This is a genomic window from Salipiger sp. ABF4_146 (assembly GCF_056161345.1).
Genome location: NZ_JBSWYX010000008.1, coordinates 125,564 through 142,205, shown reverse-complemented (window position 1 = coordinate 142,205; position 16,642 = coordinate 125,564). Strand labels below are relative to the sequence as shown.

At 67.1% G+C, this 16,642-nt stretch carries 15 protein-coding genes; 11 read left to right on the top strand and 4 right to left on the bottom strand.

Annotated elements, in window-relative coordinates; all coding sequences use genetic code 11:
- Positions 1 to 7: 7 nt before the first annotated feature.
- On the bottom strand, positions 8 to 1,177 hold the full coding sequence (locus ACXAJT_RS13380; protein ID WP_475236020.1) for an ROK family transcriptional regulator: 1,170 nt from the start codon (positions 1,175 to 1,177) through the stop codon (positions 8 to 10).
- 142 nt (positions 1,178 to 1,319) lie between these two features.
- On the opposite strand from ACXAJT_RS13380, the gene ACXAJT_RS13375 reads away from it, so the two are divergent.
- From ACXAJT_RS13375 to ACXAJT_RS13350, 6 genes are all read left to right on the top strand, one after another.
- Entirely contained in the window at positions 1,320 to 2,630 is a 1,311-nt protein-coding gene (locus tag ACXAJT_RS13375) for an extracellular solute-binding protein (RefSeq protein ID WP_475236019.1), read from the top strand.
- 84 nt (positions 2,631 to 2,714) lie between these two features.
- Positions 2,715 to 3,599: a carbohydrate ABC transporter permease gene (locus ACXAJT_RS13370; protein WP_475236018.1), complete on the top strand. Its 885-nt coding sequence runs from the start codon at positions 2,715 to 2,717 to the stop codon at positions 3,597 to 3,599.
- Complete coding sequence (locus ACXAJT_RS13365; RefSeq protein WP_475236017.1) at positions 3,596 to 4,501, top strand: carbohydrate ABC transporter permease; 906 nt, start codon at positions 3,596 to 3,598, stop codon at positions 4,499 to 4,501. Before ACXAJT_RS13370 ends, ACXAJT_RS13365 begins: the two co-directional genes overlap by 4 nt.
- 2 nt (positions 4,502 to 4,503) lie before the next feature.
- Entirely contained in the window at positions 4,504 to 5,619 is a 1,116-nt protein-coding gene (locus tag ACXAJT_RS13360; protein WP_475236015.1) for an ABC transporter ATP-binding protein, read from the top strand.
- Entirely contained in the window at positions 5,600 to 6,328 is a 729-nt protein-coding gene (locus tag ACXAJT_RS13355) for a DUF1868 domain-containing protein (RefSeq protein ID WP_475236014.1), read from the top strand. The genes ACXAJT_RS13360 and ACXAJT_RS13355 overlap by 20 nt, the downstream gene beginning before the upstream one ends.
- 12 nt (positions 6,329 to 6,340) lie before the next feature.
- On the top strand, positions 6,341 to 7,177 hold the full coding sequence (locus tag ACXAJT_RS13350; protein ID WP_475236013.1) for an inositol monophosphatase family protein: 837 nt from the start codon (positions 6,341 to 6,343) through the stop codon (positions 7,175 to 7,177).
- Between the two features lie 39 nt (positions 7,178 to 7,216).
- Here the strand turns inward: ACXAJT_RS13350 and ACXAJT_RS13345 are convergent, their stop codons facing one another.
- A complete protein-coding gene (locus tag ACXAJT_RS13345) occupies positions 7,217 to 8,566 on the bottom strand; it encodes an aspartate ammonia-lyase (protein WP_475236012.1) in 1,350 nt (449 codons plus the stop codon).
- A gap of 218 nt (positions 8,567 to 8,784) precedes the next feature.
- On the opposite strand from ACXAJT_RS13345, the gene ACXAJT_RS13340 reads away from it, so the two are divergent.
- Positions 8,785 to 9,738 (top strand): asparaginase, encoded by a 954-nt coding sequence (locus ACXAJT_RS13340; protein ID WP_475236010.1) that lies wholly within the window; start codon positions 8,785 to 8,787, stop codon positions 9,736 to 9,738.
- Between the two features lie 3 nt (positions 9,739 to 9,741).
- On the opposite strand, the gene ACXAJT_RS13335 is transcribed toward ACXAJT_RS13340, so the two are convergent.
- Entirely contained in the window at positions 9,742 to 10,554 is an 813-nt protein-coding gene (locus ACXAJT_RS13335) for a helix-turn-helix domain-containing protein (RefSeq protein ID WP_475236008.1), read from the bottom strand.
- Positions 10,555 to 10,697: 143 nt separating this feature from the next.
- Here ACXAJT_RS13335 and ACXAJT_RS13330 point away from each other — a divergent pair, with 143 nt between their 5' ends.
- From ACXAJT_RS13330 to ACXAJT_RS13315, 4 genes are all read left to right on the top strand, one after another.
- A complete protein-coding gene (locus ACXAJT_RS13330) occupies positions 10,698 to 12,125 on the top strand; it encodes an alanine/glycine:cation symporter family protein (RefSeq protein ID WP_475236007.1) in 1,428 nt (475 codons plus the stop codon).
- Positions 12,126 to 12,289: 164 nt separating this feature from the next.
- Positions 12,290 to 13,240, top strand: a complete 951-nt coding sequence (locus ACXAJT_RS13325) for an HlyD family secretion protein (RefSeq protein WP_475236184.1) — start codon at positions 12,290 to 12,292, stop codon at positions 13,238 to 13,240.
- Positions 13,237 to 14,190: an ABC transporter ATP-binding protein gene (locus tag ACXAJT_RS13320; protein WP_475236006.1), complete on the top strand. Its 954-nt coding sequence runs from the start codon at positions 13,237 to 13,239 to the stop codon at positions 14,188 to 14,190. Before ACXAJT_RS13325 ends, ACXAJT_RS13320 begins: the two co-directional genes overlap by 4 nt.
- Positions 14,187 to 15,332 carry an ABC transporter permease gene (locus ACXAJT_RS13315; RefSeq protein WP_475236003.1) on the top strand — a complete coding sequence of 382 codons (1,146 nt, stop codon included), beginning with the start codon at positions 14,187 to 14,189 and terminating at the stop codon, positions 15,330 to 15,332. Before ACXAJT_RS13320 ends, ACXAJT_RS13315 begins: the two co-directional genes overlap by 4 nt.
- Positions 15,333 to 15,667: 335 nt before the next feature.
- Here ACXAJT_RS13315 and ACXAJT_RS13310 read toward each other — a convergent pair whose 3' ends face one another.
- Positions 15,668 to 16,639: an LOG family protein gene (locus ACXAJT_RS13310; RefSeq protein ID WP_475236000.1), complete on the bottom strand. Its 972-nt coding sequence runs from the start codon at positions 16,637 to 16,639 to the stop codon at positions 15,668 to 15,670.
- Positions 16,640 to 16,642 lie beyond the last annotated feature (3 nt).

Here is a 16,642-nt window from a genome sequence, read left to right as displayed (position 1 = left end):
CGGCGGATCAGAACACCAGCGCCCGCAGCGGCAGACAGGCGGCGCCCACCGCCGGGGTTTCGCCGCCGAGGGTCGAGATCGCCAGGTCCGGCAGGGGGTTGATATGGCCATGCCGGGGCCGGGCATAGAACTCTGCCCGGTCGATGAAGGCCTGCGCCAGCGCGCGCGGGATCTGCCCGCCAAAGGCGATGCATTCGGGGTCGGCCACGGCGGTCACCGCGTTGAGCACACGGTTGAGTTGCGGCGCGACCTGATCCACCCACTCGGTCACGGCGGGCGCCATGGGGCTGGTCAGCGCGCCGATCTCCTCGAGGCTGCGCAGATCGTGGCCGGCCCTGCGCAGATGCGCCAGCAGCAGGCCAAGCGCGGGTCGGATCTCGGCCTCGGCGGGGGGGAAGATCATGCCGATCTCGCCAGCGTTGCCGAAGGCGCCGCGCAGCAGGTCGCCCTCGCTGATGATCCCGGCGCCAAAGCCGTAGTTGAACGACAGGTAGACCAGGTCTCGGTGCTGGCGTCCGAGGCCGAACATCGCCTCGCAGAGCGCCGCGGTGTTGGCATTGTTGTCGGTCCAGCACGGCAGGGCAAACCGCTTGGACACGGCGCGCGCCAGATCGACCTCGGACCAGTGTTTCAGCGGCTCGGGCGGATTGTAGCGTCCGTTCTTCATCAAGTAGCCGGCGATGGCAAAACCCACGCCCAGCACATCCGCGCGGCTGAACCGCGTCTGGTCGAGCAGGGCGGCGAAGGCCTCGTCGAGCCGGTCCAACACCGCCTCGACACTGTCGCCTGCGATGGGGAACTGCCGTGTGACGTGGCCGCCCGCGAAATCCATGCAAGCCACCCCCACGCGGTCGGTGTCGAGCGAGACGCCAAGCGCGCAGCCAAAGCGCGGATTGAGCAGCAGCCGCGGGCTGGGCTTGCCCTTGTGCTTTGGCGGAACCAGCGGGCCGAAGAGGATCATCCCGGCGTCGTGCAGCGCAGTCAGCAGGCGATGCACGGATTGCTGGGTCAGGTCCATCCGCGCGGTGAGCGAGGCGCGGGTCTGCTCGGGGTCGGCCCAGACGGCAGAGAGCATCTGCCGCTCGTTGCGGCTGACGATGCCGGCCCCTTGCCTGCGAAAGCGCAGGCCGAGCAGTTCGGCGGGGTCGGGGGGGAAGGTGCGGAACAGCGCGGTCATCTGGTCACATTCCACGTGAGATGATCTCGCATCAAGCGAAATAATACCGTTTCAAAGCCTTCACGCACTTGTCACACACAAAGTGTTACTAAAGGCCCATGCCGATTCCGGCGCTCCTGCTCCTGCTCAACAAGGACCCGACATGCTGAACAAATCCGCCCTTTCCGCGCTTGCGCTGGTGGCTGGCACCGCCGCCGTGCCGGTCGCACATGCCGCCGATATCGACTTCTGGTACGGCAACACCGGCACCGGCGAAGAGGCGATCCAATCCGCCTGCGACGCTTTCAACCAAAGCCAGTCCGAACATCGCGTGTCCTGCGTTGGTCAGGGCAGCTACGAGACCGGCATGCAGAAGGCGATCGCCGCCTACCGTTCGCAGCAGCACCCGGTGCTGATCCAGTTCTTCGACGCGGGCACGCTCGATCTGATGCTTTCGGGCGCCGTGGAGCCGGTGCAGGATTTCGCGCCCGAGGTTGATTGGGACGATTACATCAACGGTGCGCGCTCCTACTACGAGACCTCCACCGGCGATCTGTTCTCGCAGCCCTACAACGGCTCGACGCTGATCTTCTACGGCAACCGCGAGCTGCTTGCGCAGGCCGGAGTGAGCGAGCTGCCGCAGACTTGGGAAGGGGTGATCGAGGCGGCGCGCGCTCTCAAGGAAGCAGGCATCGACTGCCCGTTCACCACCGACGCGCACCCGTGGCGCGTGCTTGAGCAATTCTCGGCCCGCCACGGCCTGCCGATCGCCAGCCAGAACAATGGCTACGGCGGGCTCGACGCAGAATACACCTTCAACAGCGGCCAAGCCGCCGAGCACCTCAAGAACCTCGCCGCTTGGCGCGAAGAGGGGCTGGTGAAGCTCAACGAAGACACCGCCGCTGGCAATTACAGCACCGCCTTCAACAGCGGTGAATGCGCGATGATGGAAGGCTCCACCGGCTCTTATGGCGCGGCCTTCGCGGCGCTGGGGGATGAGGTCGAGATCGCCATGGCTCCGATGTACGAGGGTTTTGAGCGCCACAATACGCTGATCGGTGGGGCGTCGATCTGGGTGATGAAAGGCCATGACGCGCCTGCCTACGATGCGGCCCGCGCCTTCCTCGATTTCCTGCGCGGCGACGAGCAGCAGATCGAATTCACCCGCATCACCGGCTATGTGCCCGTGACCAACAGCGGCCTTGCCGCGCTCGAGGCCGCGGGCCTGTCGGATGATCCGCAGTTTGCTACCGCCAGCACCGGCGTCGAAAGCCTCAATCAGCCCGCCACCGCCGACAGCCGTGGCGTGCGCCTCGGCTTCTACGTGCAGTTCCGCGACATCTTCATGGAAGAGACGCAGAAGGCCTTCACTGGCGGGCAGGACATGCAGGCCGCGCTCGACAACGCCGCCGCCCGCGGCAACGACCTGCTGCGCCGCTTCGAGCAGACCTACAAGGGCACCAAGCTGCCCTGATCTTCCGGACCCCTGCAAGACCCGGCTGGCCTCCGCGCGGGGCCGGCCATCCCATGCTGACCGACCAACCCGAAAGCCCCGCCCATGAAACAGGAAATCTTCCGCTCCCGCTGGCTGCCATGGTGGCTGAGCGCGCCGCAGCTGATCGTGCTCTTCCTGTTCTTCTACCTGCCGATCGTGCTGGCCTTCTTCTGGGCCTTCCATCTCGAGCAGCCCTTTGGCGGCGGCTCGGAGTTCGTCGGGCTGGAGAACTTCCGCCGGGTGCTGGGCTCGGGTGAGTTCTGGTCCTCGGCGGGGATGACGCTGCTTTACATGATCCTCGCCTCGGGCACCTCGATCGCCACCGCGCTGATCCTCGCGCTGGCCGCCGACCGGGCGCTGAAACTCTCGCCGCTGGCGCGCAATGTGTTCATCTGGCCAAAGGCCGTGGCCTCGGCCTCGATCGGGGTGATCTTCGTGTTCATCCTGAACCCGTTCCTCGGCATCCTCGCGCCGCTCAACGAGATCTGGCCGGGGTTCTGGAACCCGCGCACCAATGTCGCCCACACCTACATCATGCTGTTCGTCACCAACGTGTGGAACGCCATTCCCTTCACCTTCATCATCCTGCTGGCCGGGCTGCAGGCGATCCCGCAGGACCTGCACAAGGCCGGGGCGATGGACGGCTCTGGACCGTGGCGCAGGCTGTGGGACATCCAGCTGCCGCTGCTGACGCCGCAGCTTTTCGTCGTGATCGTGCTGGAGGTCGCCGACAGCCTCTCGGGCAGCTTCGGCCTGATCGACACGATGACGCAAGGTGGACCGGGCGGCGCGACGAACCTCTTGGTCTACAAAATCTATTCCGACGGCTTCAAAGCCTACGACCTGTCGGGCGCGGCCACGCAGACGGTGATCCTCATGGTGCTGGTCGCCTGCATCACCGGCTTTCAGTACTTCTTCCTCGAGCGCAAAGTGAATTACGACCGATGATCGAGAACACCTCCTCCATCGACCGCGTCGCGGGCGCGATCCTCATCGCCGGGCTGCTCTTCGTGCTGACGCCTCTGGCCTTCGTGGTGATCACCGCGACGCAGAGCTACGAGGACTTCCTGCGCAACAACTTCTCGCTGATCCCCGGCGGCCATTTCATCGACAACATGCGCGAGGTCTGGGCCCGCACCGATCTGCCGCGCCAGACGCTCAACTCGATCATCGTCGGCGGCATCGTCGCGGCGGGCCGGGTCGCGCTGGCGGTGACCACAAGCTACGCCGTGGTGTTTTTCACCGGGCGGGGCCGGGGCCTTGTCTACGCGCTGGTGGTGGCCTCGATCATGCTGCCGCTCGAGTTGATGATCATCACCGCCTATCAGATCACCGCCAATGTCGCGCTGCCGCTCAACGTGGTGGCCAACATGGGCGGCTGGTGGGGAGCGCTGTTCGGCGGGCCGCTCGATCTGCAGTGGAACCTGCTGGACAGCTTCGCCGGCATCTCGATCCCGCTGATGGCGCAGGGCTCGTGCACGATGATCCTCGTGCAGTTTTTCCGCACCATCCCGCCGCAATTGGCGCGGGCCGCCATCGTCGACGGCGTCGGGCCGCTGCGCTTCCTGTGGGACATCCTGCTGCCGCTGTCGAAAGGGCCGATCACCGCGCTTGGCATCTACATGTTCATCAGCGCGTGGATCCAATACATGTGGCCGTTGGTCGCCGCCTCCTCGCCGGCGCGCACCATGGCCGTCGTCGGCCTTGCCCGGCTGCAGGAAGACGGCGAGCGCATCCCAGACTTCCCGCTGCAGATGGCTGGCGCCATCCTCGTCACCCTGCCGCCGCTGATCCTGATCGCGCTGTTCCAGCGCCGCATAGTGCGCGGCCTGACCCTCTCGGAGAAATGACAATGCTCGAGACAAGCTCCACCGCCGCCATCGGCCTGCACGGGCTGGTCAAATCCTACGGCGAGACGCCGGTGATCCCCGGCCTCGACGCCGAGTTGCGCGGCGGCGAATTCACCGTGATCCTTGGCCCTTCGGGCTGCGGCAAGTCCACGCTGCTCAACTGCATCGCCGGGCTGGAACGGCTGACCGACGGGCGCATCACCATTGGCGGCCGCGAAGTGCAGGACGAGGAGCCGAAGAACCGCCGCCTGGCCATGGTGTTCCAGAACTACGCGCTTTATCCGCATATGACGGTGGCCGAGAACATCGGCTACGCGCTGAAGGTGGCCGGGGTGAAGAAGCCCGAGCGCGCCGAGCGCGTGGCCGCCGCCGCGCGCATCGTCGAACTGGGAGACTACCTCGATCGCCGTCCGGGACAACTGTCGGGCGGGCAGCGCCAGCGCGTCGCCATCGCCCGCGCCGTGGTGCGCGAGCCGCAGGTGCTGCTCTACGACGAGCCGCTGTCGAACCTCGACGCCAAGCTGCGCCACGACATGCGCATGGAACTGGCCGAGCTGCACCGCCGCATCGGCGCGACCTCGGTCTTTGTTACCCATGATCAGGTCGAGGCGATGACGCTGGCCGATCGGATCATGGTGCTGAACAAGGGCCGGATCGAGCAGTTCGACACGCCGCAGGCGATCTATCACCGCCCCGCCTCGACCTTTGTCGCGGGCTTCATCGGGTCTCCGGCGATGAACCTCATTGATGTCACCGGCGCGGGCGGGACGCTGCGGCTCTCGGATGGCACCGCGCTGGCCGCGCACCCGCACCAAGGCCCCGCGCTGCTCGGCATCCGGCCCGAGCAGGTGGTGCCCTCGCCGCACGGCGTGCCCGCGCAGGTCACCTATGCCGAGGACCTCGGCGCTTATGCTGTGCTGACGCTGCGCCTGCCCGACGGCACGGCGCTGCGGATGACCACGGCGCTTGGCGGACGCGGCGGCCTGCCCGCGGATCTGCGCGTCACCCTGCCCACCGAGGCGCTTCACCTTTTCGATCCGCTGACCGGCATGGCGCTGCGTCCTTCAACGCCCCCTCAAGAGACCAAGAAAGTACACTATGACCACCTTCCGTCCTGATCCCGTTGAACACCTCACCGGCCGTGTGCATCCCGACCTGCCGCTGCCGCCCGGCATTTCCGCGCCCGGCGGCGGCGGCAAGTTCACCCCCGAGGGCCAGCTGCTGATCTGGCCCGGAAACACGATGATCTGCCATATCGACCCCAAGAGCGACGCCCATGCCGCGCTGGTGGATATCCAGGAGGGGCTGAAGGCTGGCCCGCACGCCAAGAGCTTTGCCTTCCTGCCGGCGGAATCGCTGCATATGACGGTGTTTCAGGGCATCTCCGGCCCCTTCGCCAACCGCTTCGACTGGCCCGAGGGCGTGGACAAAAGCGCGACGCGCAATCAGGTTACGGCGGAGGTGCTGAGCCGCCTCGACGGTGTCGAGGTGCCGCAGAGCCGCCGCATCCGTGCGCTGGAGGTGTTCGGCGGGCATTCGATGACCGTCGACGGCATCGGCGCCGACGAGCAGGGGCTGCGCGACACCCGCGCAAAGCTGCGCGAGGTCACGGGCATCGACCCGTCGGGCTATGCCACCTATACCTTCCACATCACGCTGGCCTACATGCTGCACTGGCTGACCGAGGAGGCCGCGCGCGAGGTCGTGGCGCTGTCGGAGGCGCTGTTTGCTGAGCATGGTCATCGTCTGCAGAACATCGAACTGGGCCAGATCGAGTTCTGCAATTTCGAGCACATGCACCATTTCGAGCCGCTGCGGCGCCTGTAAGGAGAGACCTCGATGAAGGACCAGATCGAAGGCGTGACGGAGGCCGAGGCCGCGGCACTGGTGGCGCTGGTTCGCCGGGTGAGCCGAGAGGTGATCCTGCCCCGGTTCCGCAATCTTGCTGCCGCCGATGTGGATGCCAAGGCAGACCCGACCGACCTTGTGACCATCGCCGACCGCGAGGCCGAGGCGGCTCTGGCCGAAGGCGCGCGCGCCATCCTTCCGGGCTGCGCAGTGGTGGGCGAGGAAGCGGTGGCCGATGACCCGGCGTTGCTGGATCGGATCGCCGGCGCGGACAGCTGCGTGATCCTCGACCCGGTGGACGGCACCTTCAACTTTGCCCGCGGGCTGGCGGTGTTCGGGGTGATCCTTGCGGTCACCCGGCAGGGACAGACCGTCTTTGGGCTGCTGTATGATCCGGTGATGGACGATTGGGTGATCGCGCATCGCGGTGGCGGGGCCGAGCATGTGACGGCCAGCGGCGCGCGACGCCGGCTGTGGGTCCGCGCCGAGGTGCCGCTGGCGCAGGCGGAAGGCACGCTGCCGCTCGATCTCTTCGGCGGCGCGCGCCGGGCCGACATCCTGCGCGCTTTCGAAGGCGCGCGCAGCGCCCGCTCGCTGCGCTGCTCGTGCCACGAGTACCGGATGCTGGCGATGGGGCAGGCAGATTTTGCGGTGAACGCCTCGCTCAACCCGTGGGATCACGCGGCGGGCGTGCTGGTGCTGCAAGAGGCGGGCGGCTCCGTCCTGATCGACGGGGCACCCGTCTACGCGCCGACGCTGCGCGAGGGCCGGATGATTGCGGCGTCGGGCGCGGCGCTGGCGGCGCAACTGGCCGCGCTGAATTGGTGACCCGGGGCCGGGGCGTGGCAGCGCCCCGGCCCGCGCCGCTCAGGAGGCGAGAGGCTCGGCCTTGATCCCCAGCTGCACCAGCGCCTCATGCACCGAGATGTCATTGTTCAGCGCGTGTTTGGCCACGCGCGCCGCGCTTTCATAGCCGATCTGCGGCACCAGCGAGGTCGCCACGGCAAGGCTGTTCTCCAGCAGGCCGCGGCAGCGCGCCTCGTCGGCCTCGATGCCCACCACGCAGCGGTCGGTGAGGCAGGCCATGGCGCGCTTCAGGATGCGGATCGACTGCAGGATGTTGAGGATCGCCACCGGCTCCATCGCGTTGAGCTGCAACTGCCCGGCCTCGGCGGCCATGGTCACGGTCAGATCGTTGCCGATGACCTGATAGGCCACCTGATTGACCACCTCGGGGATCACCGGGTTCACCTTGCCCGGCATGATCGACGAGCCGGCCTGTACCGCGGGCAGGCGGATCTCGCCGATGCCCGAGCGCGGGCCGGAACTGAGCAGGCGAAGGTCGTTGCAGATCTTCGACAGTTTCACCGCCACCCGCTTGAGGATGCCGGAAAACGCCACGAAGCCGCCAAGGTCCGACGAGGCCTCGACCAGATCGCGCGCCTGCCGCAGCGGCAGGCCGGAGACCCGGCGCAACTCTTCGACCGCCACGGCGGCATAGCCCGCGGGCGCGTTGACGCCGGTGCCGATGGCGGTGCCGCCGAGATTCACCTCCATCAGCAGGTCCGACACGTCGCGCAGCCGTTCTATGTCTTCCTCGATGGTGTTGGCGAAAGAGCGGAACTCCTGCCCCAGCGTCATCGGCACCGCGTCCTGCAACTGCGTGCGGCCCAGCTTGGGGATGGTGTCGAACGCCTCGGCCTTGGCGGCGAAGGCGTCGCACAGACGCTGGTGTTCCACCGAAAGGCCCTCGAGCCGTTGCAGCACCGCAAGCCGCAACGCGGTGGGGTAGGCGTCGTTGGTGGATTGCGACTTGTTGACATCGTCATTGGGGTGCAACTGCGCGTAGCTGCCCGGCGGATGGCCCATGTGACGCAGGCCGAGGTTGGCGATCACCTCATTGGCGTTCATGTTGGTCGACGTGCCGGCGCCGCCCTGCACCATGTCGACGATGAAATGCGCGTGGTGCTCGCCGGCCAGAAGCGCGTCGCAGGCGCTGTCGATGGCGCGGGTCTTTTCGGCGCTCAGCACGCCCATCCGGTGGTTCGCCGCCGCTGCCGCCTTCTTGACCATAGCAAGGCTGCGGACGAGTTCGGGGAACTCGGACACCGGCACGTCCGAGATCCGGAAGTTGTCGTAGGCGCGCATGGTGTGAATGCCGTAGAGCGCATCGTCGGGCACCTCGTAGTGGCCCAGTGAATCAAATTCCGTCCGCATGGTGTTTCTTCCCGGTGACTTCGCGGCGCGTTTACCGCGCCGGGATGCGATGGCAACGTGTATTCTTGGTGGTAGCGTTGAAGGTGACTCTAGTTGATGCGCCCTGTGGCAAGATCCGCGTCAGGGGGCGTGCCGGGGGCATCTGGTCCGGTGCCGGGAAATTGCGGAGACAGGACGCGTCTACACCGGCTCGCGCCGCGCAATGCGAAAGGAAACACGTGCGACTTCTGCTGATTCACACCGGGGGCACCATCGGCATGGCGGCCACGCCGCAGGGTTTTGCGCCGCAGACCGGGGTGATCGAAGCGGCGCTGCAGCGCCTCGGGGCAGAGCGGCGCATCCCGCAGGGCGTGGAACTGCGGCAGCTGGAGCCGCTGATCGACAGCGCCGAGGCGACGCCGGACGAATGGAACCGCCTCAGCCGCCTGCTGGCCGAGGCGCAGGCGGCGTTCGATGGCATCGTGGTGACCCATGGCACCGACACGCTGGCGTTCACCGCCGCGGCGCTGTGCCTTGCGCTGCGCGGGCTGCAGACGCCGGTGATCGTGACCGGCTCAATGCTGCCGTTGACGGTGGACGGCAGCGACGGCAGGGACAATCTGAGCGACGCGCTCAACGCCGCGACGCAGGCGGCGCCGGGCGTCTGGGTACGGTTCGCGGGTCGCCTTTTGCACGGTGCCCGCGTGCGCAAGGCGCACTCTTCTGCGCCCGGCGCTTTCGTCGCGGCTGAGAGCGCCACGCCGCCGCTGTCGCCTGCGGCAGAGCCCGCGCCGCTGCAGGTTCAGCCCCGGCGCGTCGCCATTATCTCCATCGCGCCCGGCGCCTGCGCCGAGGTGCTGCACTTTGCGGCAGAGCGCTGCGACGGGCTGGTGCTGCGCTGCTACGGCGCGGGCACCGCGCCCGACACGCCGCAGATACGCGCCGCGCTTGCGCAGGCGGCGCGGCGTCAGGTGCCGGTGGTGGCGGTCAGCCAGTGCCCCGAGGGCGGCATCGCTCTGGGCACCTATGCGGCGGGGGGCGTGCTGCGCGAAAGCGGGGTGATTGACGGGCGCGACATGACCCCCGAGATGGCCTATGCCAAGCTGCACTACGCGTTGTCCCTCTACCCGGACGCCGCGCAGCGCCGCGCCTTTCTGGAAACCCCGGTCTGCGGCGAGATGCGCGACGACTGAGCCTCAGGCCAGCGGCGCCTCGATCAGCGGGCCGGGCCGCCGCTGCCACGAGCCGAGCATCTCGCGCACCTCTTCGGGGATATCGGGGCTGTCGGGCGCGTAGAGCGCGCTGCGCCTGATCTCGCGGCGCAGGTCGGCCTTGTCGCCAAGGTATTCGAAGACGATCTGCGTCGCTGCCGGTGGGCGCGGCGCCCGGGCCGCGACGCCCGACACCACGCCGGTCAGATAGCGGATGCGGTTGTTGTAGCTGGGATAGAGGATGATCTGCATCACCTCGTTGCGGGTTAGCGTTTCCATCACCGTCATGAAGATGCGGTCGCCCAGCACGAAGCAGGCGCCATGGTACTTGCAGGTGAACTTCGAGCGCCCCGGCTTGCCGACGTTCTCGATGGTCTTGAGGTTCATCCCGAAGGGCGTTTGGTAAATCTTCCCGACCGAGAGCAGGATCTGCCCCGGATGTGACATCGAGTTGTAATAGACGCGGTAGGTGCCGGTGTAAGCCTGCAGCGCGCGCTGCGAGTCGAGCCGGATGTCATTGGCGATCGCGGCCACCACGTTTCGCTCGACGCTGGCGCCGCTGTGGGCCGGGCGCAGGCGCACCAGTTCGGCGAACTGCGCGTGCGGCAGCAGCAGTTCGCTTTCATCCACCCCGAAGAAATCGCACATCCGCTGCATCAGCCGCAGCGAGGGAAACGTCTCGCCCGAGAGGTAGCGATTGAACTGAGAGCGGTTCACCCCCAGCTGCCGGCACACCTCTGCGATCGACTTGTGGTAGCTGCACAGCAGCCGGAGGTTCCGGGGCAGATCGCGCGACATCCGCACATCCTTCGCTAGTTGATGCGCTCCCGTATCAATCCGCGTCAGGGGGGCGCAAGCTAGTGAAGTGGCGTTCCTGCGTGGGCTGCCTAGGGTGCGCGCCAACTTGCGTAAAGCGGACCGCACCGAGAACGGAGGAGTGCATGGACTTTCTGGAATTGATTTTCGGCAAGATCGGAGATCTCACATGGGGCTGGTCGCTGATCCCGATCTTGGTGATCTTCGGCTGCTTCATCACCTTGGCGACCGGCTTCGTGCAGTTCCGCTTCTTCGGCCGCATGTTCCGCGTGCTGAGCAGCGCCAACAACTCGGATGATCCCAGCCGCATCTCGGCGCGCGAGGCGCTGCTGGTTTCGGTCGGCGGACGCGTCGGCGGCGGCAATATCGCGGGCGTCGCCGTGGCGATCACCCTTGGCGGGCCGGGCGCGGTGTTCTGGATGTGGGCGGTGGCGCTGGTCGGCATGGCCACCAGCCTTGTCGAATGCTCGATCGCGCAGCTTTACAAGCGCCGCGTCGACGAGACCACCTTTCGCGGTGGCCCTGCACTGTCGATCATCCACGGGCTCGGCAAAGAGTTTCGCTGGCTGGCGGTGGTCTACGCGATCTGCCTGATCGCCGCCTTCGGCTTTGGCTTCAACGCCTTTCAGGGCAACACCGTGGCGGGCGCCGTGCAGGACAGCCTCGGCATCGACCGGCTGTGGACCGGCCTCGCGCTATCGCTGATCGCGGGCGCGATCATCTTCGGTGGCATCCACCGCATCGCCAAGGCCTCGGACGTGATCGTGCCGATCATGGCTGTGGGCTATCTGGCGCTGGCGCTGGTCGTCATCGTGCTCAACATCACCGAGATCCCCGGCGTCATCGCCTCGATCGTGCGCAATGCCTTCGGCTTCGAGCAGGCGGTCGGCGGCGGCATGGGCGCGGCGCTGGCACAGGGCCTGCGGCGCGGGCTGTTTTCCAATGAGGCGGGCCTCGGCTCGGCGCCCAACGTGGCAGCCACCGCCGAGGTGCGCCACCCGATCAGCCAGGGCATCACGCAGTCGTTCTCGGTGTTCATCGATACCATCGTGATCTGTTCGTGCACCGCGTTCGTCATCCTGCTGGGCGATGTCTACGTGCCGGGGGCCGAGGGCATCGACGGCGTGGCGCTGACCCAGCAGTCGCTGGTCTCGCACCTTGGGGCGTGGGCGCAGTATTTCCTGACGGCGGCGATCCTGCTGTTTGCCTTCTCGTCGATCATCTACAACTACTACCTCGGTGAAAACGCGCTGAACGTGCTGTCAAAGCACCCGATCTCGCTGATGCTCTTCCGTCTGGCGATCATGGCCATCGTCTTTGTCGGCGCAGTGGCGCCCGGCGCGACGGCGGTGTTCTTCTTCTCCGATCCGATGATGGGCGTGCTGGCGGTGGTCAACCTGCTGGCCATCATGATGCTTTTCCCGGTGGCGCTGCGCCTGCTGCGCGACTTCCGGGCACAGCTGAAGGCGGGTGTGGACCGTCCGGTGCTGAACCCCGACGACTATGCCGATCTCGACATCGACCGCGACGCATGGCGCGGCACGGCGAACTGAGCCGGACCCACAGAACCAAGAGGGGCCGCCATCGCGCGGCCCTTTTCTTTTGCGAAGGCGCGGGTTGCAGGGTCTGCAAGAGGTTGATCAAAATCATGGACTGACAGCGCCACAGGCGCGACCCTTGTCCAGCGGCGCGCGAGAAAGGGGAGGTCCTGTTGGCGATGCTAAGGCTCTTGGCTGTACCTGCGCTCTTGCTGCCGCTGGCCTTGCCGTCGTGCGAGGGGGGCGCGCCGGATGTGGCGCTTGGCCTGCTGATGCGCGAGCGCGTCGTGCTGACGGCGACGGCGAACGAATTGATCATCGCGTTGCCCGTGCCCGAAGGCACACCGGTGGAGGCCGGCGCGGTGCTGGTGCAACTCGACGATAGGTTACAGCAGGCGCAACTGGCGGTGGCGCAGGCCCAGTTGGCCGAGGCGGAGGCCGATCTGGAGCGTAGGCAAACCGGGGCGCGGGCCGAAGAGATTGCCATCGCAGAGGCCCGCGTGGAGGGCGCGCGCGCAGTCTATCAGGAGGCGCAGGCGAGCTACGTACGCAACGCGCGGCTGCTGGAGACCGGCACGGTCACCGCCGCGCGGCTCGATCAGGATGTGGCGCGGCGCAACTCTGCGTTGGCCGAACTGACCAGCGCAGAGCAAACGCTGCAGGAGATCAGGACCGGCGCGCGCCCCGAGGACCTGCGCATCGCCCGCGCCAAGGTGACGGCCGCCGAGGCACAGGTGACGGCGGAACGCACCCGGCTTGAGGATCTGACGATCCGCGCCTCGCGCGCCGGGCTGCTCGACAGCTTGCCGTGGAACCGGGGCGAGCGTGTGCCGCTTGGCAGCCCGGTGGCGGTGCTGCTCACCGACGACCGACCCTACGCGCGCATCTACGTGCCCGAGCCCCGGCGCGCCGGACTGGTGATCGGCGATCGCGTCAGCATCCGGCTCGACGGCGACGCACAGGCCTATGAGGGCAGCCTGCGGTGGATCAGCAACGAGCCCGCCTTCACGCCCTATTACGCGCTCAATCAGGAACAGCGCAGTAGGCTGGTTTATCCGGCGGAAGTGGCTTTGCCGGAAGAAGCAGCGGCTCTGCCGGCGGGTCTGCCGGTGTCGGCAGCGCTGCCATGACCGCGCCGGTGGCGCAGACCTTTGGCCTGACGCGGCGGTTCGGCAAGAAAACCGCTGTCGACGGGCTCGATCTGGCGATCCCGCGCGGCGTGGTCTACGGGCTGCTGGGTCCCAACGGGTCTGGCAAGACCACCGCCATGCGGATGCTGACTGGCCTGCTGACGCCGACGCAGGGCCACGCCGAAGTGCTGGGCGCGCGGCTGCCCGGCGACGCGGAGGCCGTGAAGCGGCGCATCGGTTACATGACGCAGGGCTTTGCCCATTATCGTGACCTTACGGTGCTCGAGAACCTGCGCTTCATTGCCGACATCCACGATCTGCCCGCCAAGACCAAGCGCCGCCGCATCGCCGAATTGCTGGAGACCTACACGCTGGCCGAGCAAGCCAATGTGCTGGCGGGATCGCTCAGCGGAGGCCAGCGCCAGCGCCTCGCGCTGGCCGCCACGGTGATGCATGAGCCCGAGCTGCTGTTTCTTGACGAGCCCACCGCGGCGGTGGACCCCGAAACCCGCCGTGCCTTCTGGGAGCGGCTGTTCGATTTGGTCGACGCGGGCACGACGATGATCGTCTCGACCCATCTGATGGACGAGGCCGAGCGGTGTCACCGTATCGCCATTCTCGACCACGGCCGCAAATGCGCCGACGGCACGCCTCAGGCGCTGATAGGACGGATCGAGGGGCGGGCGGTGGAGGTCTCTGCTGACGATCCGCGCCGCGTCGGGCGGGCTCTGGCCGGGCAGCGGGGAATTGTCTCGGTGGCGCAGATCGGCGCGCGGCTGCGGGTGCTGGTGGCCGAGGGGACGCAAGCGCCGGTCGCGCTGGTCTCGCGTGCGCTGCGCGATCACCCGGACGCCAAGGCGCGGGCCATCGCGCCCAATCTCGAAGATGTCTTCGTGCTGGCCACCGCGGCGCATGAGCGGGCCGGTGTCAGCGCGGAGGGCGGGCAATGATCTCGGGGCGGCGGATACTGGCGATCCTACGCAAAGAGCTTCTACAGCTGCGGCGGGACCGGCTGACCTTTGGGATGATCGTGATGATCCCGCTGATCCAGCTGGTGCTCTTCGGCTATGCGATCAACACCGAGATCCGCAACATCCCCGCGGTGGTGGTCGACCAGAGCGACACCAATCTCAGCCGCAGCCTGATCCAGATGGTCGAGGCGACGCAGGTGGTGCGCTTCGAAAAGCGCGTCGCCACCGTCGCCGAAGCCGAGCGTGCGATCGTCCGCGCCGAGGTGCGCGCCGCCTTCATCATCCCGCGCGACGTGGCGCAGCGGCTTGTGCGCAGCCCGGCCATCGGCGGCCGGTTTGCCTCGGGCGCCGAGGATCCGACCGCACGTCCGATCGCGCAGTGGATCGCCGATGGCTCGGACACGCTGGTCGCCGGGGTGATCCGGTCGCTGCGCTCTATGCCGCTGGGCGAGATGTTCCGCGCGCCCGCCAATGCCGCGGTGCCGACGTTCGAGGTGGCGCTTTTCTACAACCCCGAGCAGCGCACGGTGGTGAACATCGTGCCGGGGCTCGTCGGGATCATCCTGACGATGACAATGATCATGTTCACCTCGGCGGCCATCGTGCGCGAACGCGAGCGGGGCAATATGGAAATGCTGATCACCACGCCGATCCGCCCGGTCGAGATCATGATCGGCAAGATCATCCCCTATGTGGGCATCGGCCTGATCCAAGTGGCGATCATCCTCGGGCTTGGCGCGGTTCTGTTCTCGGTCAAGATCGCAGGGGCGCTTTGGGTGCTGCTTTTGGTGACGCTGCTCTTCATCCTCGCAAGCCTGTCGCTGGGGCTGGTGCTGTCGACGCTGGCGCGCAACCAGTTGCAGGCGATGCAGATGACCATCTTCGTGCTGCTGCCCTCGATCCTTTTGTCGGGGTTCATGTTCCCGTTCGAGGGGATGCCCAAAGGGGCGCAGATGCTGGCCGATCTGCTGCCCGCGACGCATTTCATGCGCATCATCCGCGGTGTGGTGCTGCGCGATGCCGGGTTGCCCGACCTGCTGCCGGACGCGGGCTGGTTGCTGGGCTTTGCGCTGCTCGGGCTGCTGCTGGCCTCGCTGCGCTTCCGCAAGCGGCTGGACTGAAACACAAGGCATACGCTTACAGCAGTGGCGCTGTTTCTCGCGCACCGCACAAGCCGCGCCGCCGAGGCGCCTTGTCCCCGGAACAGCTGCGGAAACAGGTGGAAGGCCGCATGTTATTCCCTGAGGTGTTTCAAAACCTGCCGTGCCGAATGCATTCCTTGCCCGGACGATCCCGCTTCTGCCGCGGTTGAACCTGATCTTATGCCTCGCTGCCTGCGCGATTGCCGCGACCCTTCTGGGCTTTGCCGTCTTTGCGAACGATCGACGCTTATTTGCACAGAACCTCGTCATCTCCGGAGCTGCGGCGGGGCTGGCGGTGGGACCGGGGCAGACCTTCAGCGGTCGCAAGGGGGCTCGGGCGGCGGCACGGTAATGTCCCGTCCGGCCCGCTGGTACCAGCGCTGGATGTCGTCCCAGATTTCCTCTGCGTCTTCGGCGTACCAGAATAGCTCGCGATCCTCGGGATCGATCACGCCCTCGTCGACAAGGAAATCCGCATCGAAGGCGCGCCGCCAATAGCGCTCGCCGACCAGCACCACGGGCACCGGCGGGATCTTCCGCGTCTGGATCAGCGTCAGCGTCTCGAAAAGCTCGTCCATCGTGCCAAAGCCGCCGGGGAACACCACCAGCGCGCGGGCGCGTTTGAGGAAATGCAGCTTGCGCAGGGCGAAGTAGTGAAACCGAAAGCACAGGCCCGGCGTGAGATAGGGATTGGGAACCTGCTCGTGCGGCAGCGTGATGTTGAGCCCCACGGTCCGCGCCCCGGCGTCGTGGCTGCCGCGGTTGGCCGCCTCCATGATGCCGGGGCCGCCGCCAGTGACCACCACCAGCCGGTTGCCGTGGCGTCCCTCCTGCTCTCCGACGATCCGCCCGAAGGCGCGCGCCACATCGTAATAGCGGCTTTTCTCGGCCACCCTTTGCGCGATGGCCAGCGCCTGCGCCAGCGCGGGATCGTCGGGGCGCTGTGCCAGCGCGGCGTGCCGGGCGCTGACCTCAGCGGCCGCGCGGGCGGGTTCGGGAATGCGGGTGGCGCCAAAGACCACGATGGCATGAGCGATCCCATGCGCCTGCAACAGCGCCTCGGGCTTTTGGTAATCCAGCAGCAACCGCACCCCGCGCATGTCGTCACGGTCGAGAAAATCGACATCGCGGTCGCCCTCGCGATAGCTGGGGCTGGACATGATGGTGCTGATCAGATCGGGCGCGCGGCGATCTTCTTCGGCGGGCTTGGGGGCGCAGCCGGGCAATTCGACATGCCGCTGCGGATCCGGGGCGGGATCGGGCTTTGCGGGGCCGGTCTTGGTCATGCT

What these genes read in the sequence shown, in the direction of transcription:
- ACXAJT_RS13370 (WP_475236018.1), top strand. Translation starts at nt 2,715, where the DNA reads ATGAAACAGGAAATCTTCCGCTCCCGCTGGCTGCCATGGTGGCTGAGC.
- ACXAJT_RS13355 (WP_475236014.1), top strand. Translation starts at nt 5,600, where the DNA reads ATGACCACCTTCCGTCCTGATCCCGTTGAACACCTCACCGGCCGTGTG.
- ACXAJT_RS13315 (WP_475236003.1), top strand. Translation starts at nt 14,187, where the DNA reads ATGATCTCGGGGCGGCGGATACTGGCGATCCTACGCAAAGAGCTTCTA.
- ACXAJT_RS13330 (WP_475236007.1), top strand. Translation starts at nt 10,698, where the DNA reads ATGGACTTTCTGGAATTGATTTTCGGCAAGATCGGAGATCTCACATGG.
- ACXAJT_RS13335 (WP_475236008.1), bottom strand. Translation starts at nt 10,554, where the DNA reads ATGTCGCGCGATCTGCCCCGGAACCTCCGGCTGCTGTGCAGCTACCAC.
- ACXAJT_RS13320 (WP_475236006.1), top strand. Translation starts at nt 13,237, where the DNA reads ATGACCGCGCCGGTGGCGCAGACCTTTGGCCTGACGCGGCGGTTCGGC.
- ACXAJT_RS13365 (WP_475236017.1), top strand. Translation starts at nt 3,596, where the DNA reads ATGATCGAGAACACCTCCTCCATCGACCGCGTCGCGGGCGCGATCCTC.
- ACXAJT_RS13350 (WP_475236013.1), top strand. Translation starts at nt 6,341, where the DNA reads ATGAAGGACCAGATCGAAGGCGTGACGGAGGCCGAGGCCGCGGCACTG.
- ACXAJT_RS13375 (WP_475236019.1), top strand. Translation starts at nt 1,320, where the DNA reads ATGCTGAACAAATCCGCCCTTTCCGCGCTTGCGCTGGTGGCTGGCACC.
- ACXAJT_RS13345 (WP_475236012.1), bottom strand. Translation starts at nt 8,566, where the DNA reads ATGCGGACGGAATTTGATTCACTGGGCCACTACGAGGTGCCCGACGAT.
- ACXAJT_RS13360 (WP_475236015.1), top strand. Translation starts at nt 4,504, where the DNA reads ATGCTCGAGACAAGCTCCACCGCCGCCATCGGCCTGCACGGGCTGGTC.
- ACXAJT_RS13310 (WP_475236000.1), bottom strand. Translation starts at nt 16,639, where the DNA reads ATGACCAAGACCGGCCCCGCAAAGCCCGATCCCGCCCCGGATCCGCAG.
- ACXAJT_RS13380 (WP_475236020.1), bottom strand. Translation starts at nt 1,177, where the DNA reads ATGACCGCGCTGTTCCGCACCTTCCCCCCCGACCCCGCCGAACTGCTC.
- ACXAJT_RS13325 (WP_475236184.1), top strand. Translation starts at nt 12,290, where the DNA reads ATGCTAAGGCTCTTGGCTGTACCTGCGCTCTTGCTGCCGCTGGCCTTG.